At 67.5% G+C, this 12014-nt stretch carries 8 protein-coding genes; 2 read left to right on the top strand and 6 right to left on the bottom strand.

Annotation, left to right across the window (positions count from 1 at the left end; genetic code table 11):
• The first annotated feature begins 127 nt into the window (after positions 1-127).
• Positions 128-1372, top strand: coding sequence for a TCR/Tet family MFS transporter (locus ACSQ1W_RS18780; RefSeq protein ID WP_436045358.1), 1245 nt, complete (start codon positions 128-130; stop codon positions 1370-1372).
• 54 nt (positions 1373-1426) lie between these two features.
• Here ACSQ1W_RS18780 and ACSQ1W_RS18775 read toward each other — a convergent pair whose 3' ends face one another.
• From ACSQ1W_RS18775 to ACSQ1W_RS18765, 3 genes are all read right to left on the bottom strand, one after another.
• Entirely contained in the window at positions 1427-1885 is a 459-nt protein-coding gene (locus tag ACSQ1W_RS18775; RefSeq protein ID WP_436045356.1) for a PepSY domain-containing protein, read from the bottom strand.
• 129 nt (positions 1886-2014) lie between these two features.
• On the bottom strand, positions 2015-3190 hold the full coding sequence (locus tag ACSQ1W_RS18770) for a benzoate/H(+) symporter BenE family transporter (RefSeq protein WP_436045355.1): 1176 nt from the start codon (positions 3188-3190) through the stop codon (positions 2015-2017).
• 117 nt (positions 3191-3307) lie between these two features.
• A complete protein-coding gene (locus ACSQ1W_RS18765) occupies positions 3308-4192 on the bottom strand; it encodes a methylglyoxal synthase (RefSeq protein ID WP_436045353.1) in 885 nt (294 codons plus the stop codon).
• A gap of 143 nt (positions 4193-4335) precedes the next feature.
• On the opposite strand from ACSQ1W_RS18765, the gene ACSQ1W_RS18760 reads away from it, so the two are divergent.
• Entirely contained in the window at positions 4336-5388 is a 1053-nt protein-coding gene (locus tag ACSQ1W_RS18760; RefSeq protein WP_436045351.1) for an NAD(P)-dependent alcohol dehydrogenase, read from the top strand.
• Between the two features lie 72 nt (positions 5389-5460).
• On the opposite strand, the gene ACSQ1W_RS18755 is transcribed toward ACSQ1W_RS18760, so the two are convergent.
• The 3 genes from ACSQ1W_RS18755 to ACSQ1W_RS18745 all read right to left on the bottom strand — a co-directional run bounded on the left by ACSQ1W_RS18755 (position 5461) and on the right by ACSQ1W_RS18745 (position 11977).
• The gene (locus tag ACSQ1W_RS18755; protein ID WP_436045350.1) at positions 5461-6903 is read right to left on the bottom strand and encodes an FAD-dependent oxidoreductase; all 1443 of its coding nucleotides are present in this window, start codon (positions 6901-6903) and stop codon (positions 5461-5463) included.
• Positions 6900-11372, bottom strand: a complete 4473-nt coding sequence (gltB, locus tag ACSQ1W_RS18750) for a glutamate synthase large subunit (protein WP_436045348.1) — start codon at positions 11370-11372, stop codon at positions 6900-6902. Before gltB ends, ACSQ1W_RS18755 begins: the two co-directional genes overlap by 4 nt.
• A 239-nt stretch (positions 11373-11611) precedes the next feature.
• Positions 11612-11977 (bottom strand): I78 family peptidase inhibitor, encoded by a 366-nt coding sequence (locus ACSQ1W_RS18745; protein ID WP_192274004.1) that lies wholly within the window; start codon positions 11975-11977, stop codon positions 11612-11614.
• Between the last annotated feature and the right edge of the window lie 37 nt (positions 11978-12014).

Genomic DNA, 12014 nt, shown 5'->3' with positions numbered 1-12014 from the left:
TGACCATCGAACAGCACGGACCGCCCTGGTCCGTGGTCGCGACTGACGTCGCTCCTACAGGGGTTGGCAGGGCGCCGGACGCGTCGGCGATGCCCTACACTTGCGCACCTTTTCGCCGGTTCCTTTCGTGAACGCCGAAGCTCCCGCACACGCCGGCCGTCGCGCCGCCCTGGTCTTCATCTTCGTCACGGTGCTGATCGACATCCTGTCGTTCGGCGTGATCATTCCGGTGCTGCCGGATCTGGTGAAGCAGTTCACGGGCGGTGACGCGGCGCGCGCCGCGATCTGGGTCGGTGTCTTCGGTACCGTCTTCTACGCCATCCAGTTCATCAGCTCACCCGTGCAGGGTGCGCTGTCCGACCGTTTCGGACGCAGGCCGGTGATCCTCTTTTCCTGCCTGGGACTTGGCGCCGATTTCGTCCTGATGGCGGTCGCCGGCACGTTGCCGCTGCTCCTGCTGGCGCGGGTTTTCTCGGGCGTCTTCTCGGCAAGCTTCACCACGGCGAATGCGTACATCGCGGACGTCACCCCACCCGAGCGGCGCGCGCAGGCGTTCGGCATGATCGGCGCTGCATTCGGCGTGGGATTCGTGATCGGTCCCCTGATCGGTGGCGCACTCGGCGACATCGACCTGCGCCTTCCGTTCTGGTTCGCTGCCGCGTTGGCGACGCTGAACTTCCTTTATGGCTGGTTCGTGCTGCCTGAATCGCTCGCGCCGGAGAAGCGGACCCCACGCATCGACTGGAAGCACGCCAATCCCTTCGGTTCGCTGGTATTGCTGAGGCGCTACCCGCAGGTGTATGGCCTCGTCGCAGTCGTCTTCATCGCCAACCTCGCGCACTTCGTTTATCCGAGCGTGTTCGTGCTGTTCGCCGGCTACCGCTTCCAGTGGGGACCGAAGGAGGTCGGCTGGGTGCTCGCAGCGGTCGGCGTCCTGAGCGTGATCGTGAACGCCCTGCTGATCGGCCGCGTGGTGAAACGACTCAGCGAACGCAGGACGTTGCTGTTCGGGCTGGCGTGTGGCGCGCTCGGTTTCGTCGTCTACGGTTGGGCGCCGGTCGGCACGGCATTCCTGCTCGGATTGCCGATCAGTGCGTTGTGGGCACTGGCGACACCCGCAACACAGTCGCTGATCACGCGCGAGGTGGATGAGCGTGAACAAGGGCGCATGCAGGGTGCGCTGATGAGCCTCGCGAGTCTGGCGGGCATCATCGGGCCACTGCTGTTCGCCGGTACCTTCGCGCTGTTCATCGGCAAGGAAGCGCCTGCCCATGTCCCTGGCGCGCCCTGGTACCTGGCGGCGCTTCTGCTGGCCTGCGGGTTCCTGGTGGGCTGGCGCTTCGCACGGCCTCCGGCGCGTCAGGCACCCTGAACAAGGAAGGCCGTCCTCGGACGGCCTTCCTTGTGCGTCACTTGGCGTGACCGGTCAGTCGTTCTCGACGTGGATGATCTCGCTGGTGTTGGCGGCCAGGTGGATCTCCACATCGTTGCCGTCGGCGCGCTCGGCTTCGGCCTTCCACACGCCGTCATCGAAATCCACGTCGTGGATCTTGGAGTAGCCGGCGGCGGCCAGCTTGGCCTTGACGTCGTTCTCGCTCAGGTTCGACACCAGCTTCTCGGCGACGATGTCGCCGGTGGCCGGGTTGATGCGTACGTCGACCCGCTCGCCGTTCGCGCTGGTGGCGTCGGTCTCCCACTGGCCATCCTCGAAGTCGAGATCGTCGACCTTGGTGTAGCCCTTCTCGGTCAGCAGTGCGCGCACCTGCGGCTCCTTCAGCGCGTCCTTGCCGGCGGTCGGCGCAGGCGCCTGCGCGAACGCGGCACCGGACAGGGTGGCCAACGTGGCCAGCATCAACAGGCGATGGCGGAAGCGGATGGTCTGCATGGGGATCGTCTCCTGCAAGGATGGAGTGGCGATCCTGCCCACGCCGGCATCACCCTCAGGTGAATCCCGCGCGCTGGAACTGAACACTCCACACCGCGTTCACCAGCATGAGCTGCATCCGAACAACGCTCAGCGGCGACGCAGCACCAGCAGGGTGACGACGCCCGCCACCAGTCCCCAGAACGCCGACCCGATGCCGCCCAGCGACAGCCCCGATGCAGTGACGAGGAAGGTCACCAGCGCCGGTTCGCGATCCGCTTCCTCGCGCAGCGCGGCGGCCAGGCTGTTGCCGATGGTGCCGAGCAGGGCGATGCCGGCGATGGCGAGGATCAGTTCCTTCGGGAACGCCGCGAACAACGCGGCCACCGTCGCACCGAACAGGCCGACGAGCAGATAGAACACGCCGGCCGCGATAGCCGCGACGTAACGGCGCGACGCGTCCTCGTGCGCTTCGCGACCCATGCAAATCGCCGCGGTGATCGCCGCGAGGTTCAGTGCGAACGCACCGAACGGGGCCAGCAGCAGGTTGGTCACGCCGGTCCAGCCGACGACGGACGAGATCGGAATCGCATAGCCGGACGCGCGGATCACCGCCACGCCGGGCACGTTCTGCGACGCCATCGTGACGATGAACAGCGGCAGCGCGATGCCGACGATGGCGGCGAACGAGAACGTCGGCGTCGTGAAGATCGGTTTCGCCAGCTGCAGCGACAGCCCCTCCACGTGCAACAGACCAAGGCCTGCCGCGAACGCGATGCCCACCAGCAACGTCAGAATCACCGCGTAACGTGGCAACAGGCGGCGTGCGAGCAGGTACACCGCGAACATCGTCAGCACCATGCCGAGCTGGGTTTTCATGGCCGCGAACGCATCGATGCCGAACCGCAACAGCACCCCCGCGAGCATCCCGGACGCCAGCGACACGGGGATGCGGCTGATCATCCGCTCGAAGAAGCCCGAGAAACCGCAGACCGCGATCAGCAGCGCCGACAGCAGGAACGCACCGATGGCGTCCGACAGCGGCAACCCGGCCGCGCTGCTGATCAGCATCGCCGCGCCCGGCGTCGACCACGCGGTCACTACCGGCATGCGGTAGCGCAGCGACAGGCCGATGCAGGTCAGGCCCATGCCCAGGCCGAGCGCCCACATCCACGAACTGATCTCTTCCGGCGTTGCGCCCAGCGACTGCGCCGCCTGGAACACGATCACCGCCGAGCTGGCGAAACCGACCAGCACGGTGACGAAGCCCGCGGCGATGGCGGAGAGGGAAAGGTCCTTGAGCAGGTGGCGGGGTGGGGCGTTCATTCTTTCCTGCTGTTCCTGTAGGAGCGACGTAAGTCGCGACCGCGAGAACGAAACTGGGTGTGGCGTGGGTCAATCCTGGAGAAGACACCACGGAATGCTTAGAGGTGCGGTCGCGACTTACGTCGCTCCTACAAGAAGCGCACGCTTGTCGACCGCCTCGCACCAGCGCTTCGCCACTGCCAGTGACGTCGTGCACACCGCCTCGTCGGTCACGGTGGTCACCGCGCGCTCCAGTAGCTGGATGTCGGCCTCGTGCTGGCGGGCCACGTGCGGATCCTCGAAGAAGATCACGCGCTGGCAACGATGCTCCAGCACGCGATCTGCGATCTGCGCGTCGCCGCCGAGCGGACCACTCTGGAAACGCTCGACCCACGGTGTGTCCTGCGGCCAGCCGCGGCTCCAGGCCAGTTCGTTGAGGCGCAGGCCGGTGGTGCCGGTCGCCATGCGGTGCGCGAAGCGCGACAGCACGTCGAAATGGGTGTCAGCGAACGCGAGCATCTGCGGCTTCATCGCATCGTGCGCGATCAGCGCCAGGGTCTGCGATTCCAAAGCGTGGAAGCGGTCCGCGCCGCGGTCCGGCGCGAAACCGGCGTGGATGCGTTCCATCTCCACCCAGTCGCGTGCCGACGCCACCGTCGACAGGAACGGCTTGCCGTGGATCACGCACTGTCGCTTCAGCGCGGTCGCTTCCGGGAAGATCGACGAGGGGTCGACCGGATCGATGAAATAGATCGCGCCATCGAGGCTGCGCTCCGCACCTTCCAGCCCGACGACTTCCGCCACCAGCTTCATCAACCCACCATCGCGGCCGTACGGATAGCGCTTGAGCCCGTCGTAGCCGCGCAGCATGCCGGCGGCGGCGATCGCATCGTGCGTGCGGCCCACCGCATGCAGCGCCAATTGCAGGTCGCGGATGCCGGGTTCGCAGGCGCGCAGCCAGCGGAACAGCGCGGCGTCCTCGGTGTGGTGATGCAGGCGGTTGGCGGCCAGGCCCAGGCGCATGACGGAGCGTAAGTCGTGGGTGGAACGACAGTCTAAGCGAGGGTCGAGGTCGATTGGGACAGTGAAACCCATGAGCGACGGGTTGTGCCGTCATCGACGGCGTCTAGAATTTCCGCCTCGTTCCATCCCCCGGAGAATCCCCCATGAGCCAGGCCCACGGCTATGCCGCGCTGTCGTCCGACCAACCGCTGACCGCGTTCGCATTCGAGCGTCGCGAACCCGGTCCGGACGACGTCCGCATTGACATCCTTTACTGCGGCGTGTGCCATTCCGACCTGCACACCGCGCGCAACGAGTGGCAGAACACCCTGTATCCCTCGGTGCCGGGCCACGAGATCGTCGGTCGCGTCACCGCGGTCGGCGCCAACGTGCAGGACTTCAAGGTCGGCGATCTGGCCGGTGTCGGCTGCATCGTCGACAGCTGCCGTACCTGCGCCTCCTGCCAGGAAGGCGAGGAGCAGTACTGCGAGAACGGCTTCACCGGTACCTACAACGGTCCGTTGTTCGGCGGCGAGAACACCTACGGCGGCTACTCCGACCAGATCGTCGTCGATGCCAAGTACGTGCTGCAGATCCGCCATGACGAAGCCCAGCTCGCCGCGGTGGCGCCGCTGCTGTGCGCCGGCATCACCACCTACTCGCCGCTGGCGCACTGGAAGGTCGGGCCGGGCAGCAAGGTCGGTGTGGTCGGACTCGGCGGCCTGGGCCATATGGCGGTGAAGATCGCCAAGGCGATGGGCGCGCACGTGGTGCTGTTCACCACCTCGCCGAACAAGCGCGACGATGCGCTGCGCCTGGGCGCGGACGAGGTGGTGGTGTCGAAGGACGACGCGCAGATGGCGGCACAAGGCAACACGCTCGACTTCATCGTCAACACGGTGGCCGCGCCGCACAACCTGGACCCGTTCCTCAATGCGCTGAAGCGCGACGGCACGATGGCCCTGGTCGGTGCGCCGGACCAGCCGCACCCGTCGCCGGGCGTGTTCAACCTGATCCTGAAGCGCCGTTCGATTGCCGGTTCGCTGATCGGCGGTATCCGCGAGACGCAGGAGATGCTCGATTTCTGCGCGAAGCACGGCATCGTGTCCGACATCGAGACGATCCGCATGGACGCGATCAACGCCGCCTACGAGCGCATGCTGAAGGGCGACGTGAAGTACCGCTTCGTCATCGACATGGCGACGCTGAAGGCCTGATCGCCTTCCGTAGAGCCGAGCTTGCTCGGCTTTGCGTTAATCGAAGACAAGCGCAGCAGAGCAAGCTCCGCTCTACGAGAGCAGGGTGACGATGCTGCCGGCGGCATCGCGGCCTTCGGCGACCGCGGTGACCACCAGATCCGCACCGCGGACGGCATCGCCACCGGCGAACAGCTTCGGGTGCGTGGTCTGGAACGGCAGGCGGTCGCCGCCGCCGGCGACGATGCGGCCGTTCGGCGTGCCTTCGACGCCGACCTCGGCCAGCCAGGCCGGCACGGTAGGCGAGAAGCCGAACGCGATGATCACCACGTCCGCCTCCAGCACCGACTCGCTGCCTTCGATCGGTACCGCGTTCTGGCGGCCGCGTTCGTCGGGCTCGCCCAGCTTCGTTTCCACCACCTGCACGCCGGCGACCAAGCCATCCTCGCCGGCCACGATGCCCAGCGGTTGGCGATTGAACAGGAAGCGCACGCCTTCCTCGCGCGCGTTCGCGACTTCGCGTGCGGAGCCGGGCATGTTGGCTTCATCGCGGCGGTAGGCGCAGGTGACCTTCGCCGCGCCCAGCCGGATCGCGCTACGCACGCAGTCCATGCCGGTGTCGCCGCCGCCCAGCACGACCACGCGCTTGCCTTGCAGGTCAGGGAGCTGCAGCTTGTCTTCCCAGCCGGCGATGGGGCGGCCCCACGGATCGTTGCCGCTGACGATGCGGCCGTTCTGCACCAGGAAGGGCAGGGCAGGCAGCACGCCGTCCAGGTCCTGGCCCGGCAGGCCGCCATCGGTATAGCGGTAGGCGCCGGTGCCGAGGAACACGGCGTCGTACTCCTCCAGCAGCTGCGCCAGCGTGATGTCGCGGCCGACCTCCACGCCCAGGCGGAACTCGATGCCCATACCTTCCAGCACCTCGCGGCGCGTGGCGATGACGCTCTTGTCGAGCTTGAAGCTGGGGATACCGAATTGCAGCAGGCCGCCGATCTGTTCGTAGCGGTCGTAGACCACCGCCTGGATGCCGGCGCGCGCCAGGCGATCCGCGCAGCCGATGCCGGCCGGTCCCGCACCGATCACGGCGACACGTTTGCCGGTCGGCTGCACGTCGCTGAGGTCCGGGCGCCAGCCGTTGGCCAGCGCCGTGTCGACGATGTACTTCTCGACCGCACCGATGGTGACCGCGCCGAACTCCTCCAGCGTGCAGCTGCCTTCGCACAGGCGGTCCTGCGGGCACACGCGGCCGCAGACTTCCGGCAGCGGGTTGGTGGAATGGCACAGCGCCGCGGCTTCCTCGATGCGGTTCTCCTGCACCAGCTGCAGCCACTGCGGGATGGCGTTGTGCACCGGGCACTTCCAGCTGCAGTAGGGATTGCCGCAGTCGAGGCAGCGACCCGCCTGGTACTGCGCCTCGTCCTTGCCGAACTTGCCGTACAGCTCGCCCCAGTCGCCGCCCGTGCGCAGCTCCAGCGGGATGCGCTGCGGCATCGTCCGCGGCAGGTCGAGGAACTGGAATACCTGCTTCTTGCTCATGCAGCCCTCCGCAGGGTCTCGTTCAACGAGTCGATGCTCGCCGCCTTCGGCTTCACCAGCCAGAACTTGCCCACGTAGTCGCGGAACTCGTCGAGGATCTGCTGCGCCCAAATGCTGCCGGTCAGCTCGCGGTGGCGGCTGATCAGCGTATGCAGGTGCTGGCGGTGGCTCTCGAAGCCTTCCGGGCTGATGCGATGGATGTCGATCAGCTCGTGGTTGTAGCGGTCGACGAAATCGCGGTCCAGGTCGAGCACGTAGGCCAGGCCACCGGTGAAACCGGCGCCGAAGTTCAGGCCCACCTTGCCCAGCACCAGCACGATGCCATCGGTCATGTACTCGCAGCAGTGGTCGCCGGCACCTTCGATGACGGCCAGCGCGCCGGAGTTGCGCACGCCGAAGCGCTCGCCCGCGCGGCCGGCCGCGAACAGTTCGCCGCCGGTCGCACCGTACAGGCAGGTGTTGCCGATGATCGGTGTGTTGCGTGCCTCGAAGCGCGCACCGCGCGGCGGACGCACCACCAGCCGGCCGCCGGCCATGCCCTTGCCGACGTAGTCGTTGGCTTCGCCTTCCAGTTCCATCTGCAGCCCGCCGGCGTTGAACGCGCCGAAGCTCTGCCCGGCGGTGCCGCGGAAGCGCAGGTTCAATGGCGCGTCGGCCATGCCCTGGTTGCCGTGCTGGCGCGCGATGGCGCCGGACAGGCGGGTGCCGATGCTGCGGTCGGTGTTGTGGATCAGGAAGCGATGGTCGCCGCCGCTCTTCTTGCGGATCGGTTCGGCCAGCAGGCCGTCGAGTTGCGTCGCCAGGCTGTCGGGCGATTCGTACAGGCGCTGCGCCGCGCAGGTGCTGCTGTCGAACTGCGCACCCTTCAGCAGGCGCGACAGATCGACGTTGACGCCCTGTCGCGGCGACGCGTCGATCTGCTGCAGCAGGTCAGTGCGGCCGACGATCTCGTCCAGCGAACGCGCACCCAGGTAAGACAGCCATTGCCGCACTTCCTCGGACAGCAGGCGGAAGAAGTTCTCCACCCGCTCCGGCAGGCCGGTGAAGTACTGCGTGCGCAGGCGCTCGTCCTGGGTGGCCACGCCGGTGGCGCAGTTGTTGAGGTGGCAGATGCGCAGGTACTTGCAGCCCAGCACGATCATCGGGCCGGTGCCGAAGCCGAAACTGTCGGCGCCGAGCAGCGCGGCCTTCACCACATCGAGGCCGGTCTTCAGGCCGCCGTCGGTCTGCAGCACGGTGCGGTCGCGCAGCTGGTTCACCACCAGTGCGTGGTGCGCCTCGGCCACGCCGAGTTCCCACGGCACGCCGGCGTAGCGGATCGAGCTGACCGGACTGGCGCCGGTACCGCCGTCGTGGCCGGAGATGGTGATCAGGTCGGCGCCGGCCTTCACCACGCCGGCGGCTATCGTGCCCACGCCCGCATGGCTGACCAGCTTCACCGACACCAGCGCCTTGGGATTGACCTGCTTCAGGTCGTAGATCAGCTGCGCGAGGTCTTCGATCGAATAGATGTCGTGGTGCGGCGGCGGCGAGATCAGGCCGATGCCGGGCTTGGCGTAGCGCAGCCGCGCGATCAGGTCGTTGACCTTGTGGCCGGGCAGCTGGCCGCCTTCGCCGGGCTTGGCGCCCTGCGCGACCTTGATCTGCAGGACTTCCGCGTTGACCAGGTATTCCGGCGTCACGCCGAAGCGGCCGGACGCGACCTGCTTGATCTTGCTGCGCTTCTCGGTGCCGTAGCGCGCGGGATCTTCGCCGCCTTCGCCCGAGTTGCTGCGGCCGCCGAGGCGGTTCATCGCGATGGCCAGCGCCTCGTGCGCTTCCGGCGACAGCGCGCCCAGCGAAATCGCAGCGGTGTCGAAGCGGCGCAACAGGTCGGACGCGTCGGCGACCTCGCCGAGCGGCGTCGGCGTCTCGGCCTTCCTGAGCTGCAACAGGTCGCGCAGCGCGGACGGCGGACGCGAGTTCACCACGTCGGCGTAGGCCTGCCAGTCGCGGGCATCGCCGGTGCGCGTCGCGCGCTGCAGCGTCATCACCACGTCCGGGTTGTACATGTGGTACTCGCCGCCATGCACGTACTTCAGCAGGCCGCCGACTTCCGGGGCCTCGCGGTCGTTCCAGGCGCGCGCATCCAGCTGGCGCGCTTCCAGGTCGAGCCGTTCGAAGCCGACGCCGCCGATGCGCGACGGGGTTTCGGCGAAGCACAGGTCCACCACGTCCGGGTCGAGGCCGACGATCTCGAACAGCTGCGCGCCGCGGTAGCTGCTGATGGTGCAGATGCCCATCTTCGAGATGATCTTGGACAACCCCTTGTAGACGCCCTTGCGGTAGCTGCGGCCGATCTGCGCCTGTTCGCCGCCCTTCTTGATCTGCAGGATGCCGCGGCGGCCGAGGTCGAACAGCGTCTGGTAGGCGAGGTACGGATACACCGCTGTCGCACCGACGCCGATCAGGCAGGCCATGTGGTGCGGGTCGCGCGCGGTACCGGTCTCGACGATCAGGTTGGCGTCGCAGCGCAGGCCCACGCGGCACAGGTGGTGGTGCACCGCGCCGGTGGCGAGCAGCGCGTGGGCCATCGGCCGGCCCGGCTGCGGGTAGCGGTCCGACAGCAGCAGCATGACGTCGCCATCGCGCGCCGCCTGTTCGGCTTCGCGGCAGATCCGTTCCAGGCCCGCCTTGAGGCCTTCCTCGGGCGCGTACGACAGGTCGATCAGGCGGTTCTTCTCGACGTACTGCGGCATCTTCAAGAGCTGCCGCAGCTTCCGCTGGCTCAGCACCGGCGAGTTGAGGATGACGTGGTTCACCGTCTCCGCGCCGGCGTGGAAGATGTTGGTCTCCCGGCCCAGCTGGGTGGTCAACGACATCACGCAGTCTTCGCGCAGCGGATCGATCGGCGGGTTGGTGACCTGCGCGAACGCCTGGCGGAAGTAGTCGTACAGCGGGCGCGTCTGCCGGCTCAGCACCGCCATCGGCGTGTCGTCGCCCATCGAACCGGTGGCTTCCTGCTCGGTTTCGGCGAGCGGCCGCAGCACCTGCTCGACTTCCTCGGTCGTGAGCTGGAACAGCTTGTGGTAGCCACGCAGCGTCTTCTCGTCGAAGGGCTCCTCGACCAGCGAGGGATCGATCAACTCGGTCTGCAGGTAGGTGACGCCCTGCTGCAGCCACTGCTTGTACGGCGCGCGGCCGCGGTTGATGCGGTCCACCGCCTCGCTGTCGAGCAGGTCGCCACGACGCAGGTCGATCGCCATCATCTCGCCGGGGCCCAGCTTGCCCTTGCGGGTCACGCGCTCGGCGGGCACTTCCCACACGCCGGCTTCGCTGGCGACGATGAAGTGGCGGTCGCTGGTCAGCATCCAGCGCGCGGGGCGCAGGCCGTTGCGGTCCAGCGTGCACGCGGCATAGCGCGCATCCATCGAGACGATGCCGGCCGGGCCGTCCCACGGTTCGGTGTTGAGGCCGTAGAACTCGTAGAACGCGGCGAGATCGGCGTCCTTGAACTCCAGCGACTGCGTCGCCGGCGGTACCAGGATGCGCAGCGCCTGGATCAACTCCATGCCGCCGGCGACCAGCAGCTCCAGCATGTTGTCCAGGCTCTGCGAGTCGGAGCCGTGCATCGAGATGACCGGGTCGAATTCGGCGATGTCGAAGCGCGGCGTCTTCCACACCTTGCTGCGCGCCTGCGCCCAGCGGCGGTTGCCCTCGATGGTGTTGATCTCACCGTTGTGCGCCAGCAGGCGGAACGGATGCGCCAGTGGCCAGCGCGGCAGCGTGTTGGTCGAGAAGCGCTGGTGGAACACGACTGCGCTGCTGGCCAGCTCGGGGCGCTGCAGGTCGGCGAAGAACACCGCCAGCTTGTCCGGCAGCACCATGCCCTTGTAGCCGATGGCATGCGGCGACAGCGTGACCACGTAGAAGTCGGGCACCGACACGCGCAGCTGCTGTTCACTGCGGCGTCGCGCGAGGAACAGTGCCAGTCCGAACGCCTCGTCCTTCTGGTCCTCGCCGGCGTCGACGAACACCTGCTCGATGCGAGGCAACGTGTCCTTCGCCAGCTGGCCGCAGACGCTGTCGTTGGTCGGCGGCACGCGCCAGCCCTTCAGGGTGGCGCCGGCGCGGAACAGCTCGGCTTCCAGCGTGGCGCGGCACCGCGCGGCCTGCGCCTCGTCGTGGGGCAGGAACACCAGCCCGGCGGCGAAGCGCGCGCCGACCGCGATGTTGGCTTCCGCGGCGAGTGCGCGGAGGAAGATGTCCGGTTTGCGGATCAGCAGGCCGCAGCCATCGCCGGTGAGTCCGTCGGCGGCAACACCGCCACGGTGGGTCATGCGCGAGAGCGCGGCGATGGCGGTATCGACCAGCGCACGCGAGGGCTGGTCGTCGAGTTGCGCGATCATGCCGAAACCGCAGGCATCGCGTTCGTCGTTCGGGTCGTACAGACCGTGGTCAAAGCCGCCTTGGCGATTGCGAGGGGCCATGTGTTGCCTCAAACCGGAGTGACGGCGACACCGTGCCCTGCCCACGCAGCGGCACTTCGAAATGTCACCGGAAACCCGACTAAATCACAGTTGTTGCGATGCCGCAACAACACCTATTCCACGCCAGTGGTTGGTTGCAACGGCAACTTTTTCGGCGGTGTCGGCATGCGATCGCCACGCATGAAAAAGCCGCCTGTGCAGGCACAGGCGGCTCGTCTTCGAAACCTGTCGTGACGCGATCAGCCGCAGTTGACCGAAGCCGCCGCGCCCTTGTCGTCGAGGATGATGTTCAGACGGTTCGGGTTGAAGTCCATCGTCGCCGCGTCGCCGGGCTTGAGCGCGCGCACAGCCTCGGACTTGCTGTCCGTCTTCGCCTGCTCGATGTCTTTCTCGGTCGCGGTCTTGCCTATGATCCACTGCGCCTGGGTGTCGTCGCAGGTGCCGGCGAGCTCGGTCGATGCCGGTTCCGCGGGCGCCGGTTCGGCGGCTTCGGTGGCGGCCGCCTGGGACTGTTCGGCGGCGGCGGTCTGCTCGTCGGCATCGGGCGCGGAGCACGCGGCCAGCGACAGGGTCAGCAGCAGGGCGGGAATCGCGGTTCGGATCATGCGGCACTCCGGAAGATTGGGACTGAAGGAAGAATTA

Source organism: Pseudoxanthomonas sp. LjRoot143, from assembly GCF_964252945.1.
Lineage (GTDB): Bacteria > Pseudomonadota > Gammaproteobacteria > Xanthomonadales > Xanthomonadaceae > Pseudoxanthomonas_A.
The sequence above is the reverse complement of the archived record's forward strand: the minus strand, read 5'-3'. Positions and strand labels throughout refer to the sequence as shown.

Coding starts and splice junctions, on each gene's coding strand:
- ACSQ1W_RS18775 (WP_436045356.1), bottom strand. CDS start 1,885: ATGCAGACCATCCGCTTCCGCCATCGCCTGTTGATGCTGGCCACGTTG.
- ACSQ1W_RS18770 (WP_436045355.1), bottom strand. CDS start 3,190: ATGAACGCCCCACCCCGCCACCTGCTCAAGGACCTTTCCCTCTCCGCC.
- ACSQ1W_RS18765 (WP_436045353.1), bottom strand. CDS start 4,192: ATGCGCCTGGGCCTGGCCGCCAACCGCCTGCATCACCACACCGAGGAC.
- ACSQ1W_RS18760 (WP_436045351.1), top strand. CDS start 4,336: ATGAGCCAGGCCCACGGCTATGCCGCGCTGTCGTCCGACCAACCGCTG.
- ACSQ1W_RS18755 (WP_436045350.1), bottom strand. CDS start 6,903: ATGAGCAAGAAGCAGGTATTCCAGTTCCTCGACCTGCCGCGGACGATG.
- gltB (WP_436045348.1), bottom strand. CDS start 11,372: ATGGCCCCTCGCAATCGCCAAGGCGGCTTTGACCACGGTCTGTACGAC.
- ACSQ1W_RS18745 (WP_192274004.1), bottom strand. CDS start 11,977: ATGATCCGAACCGCGATTCCCGCCCTGCTGCTGACCCTGTCGCTGGCC.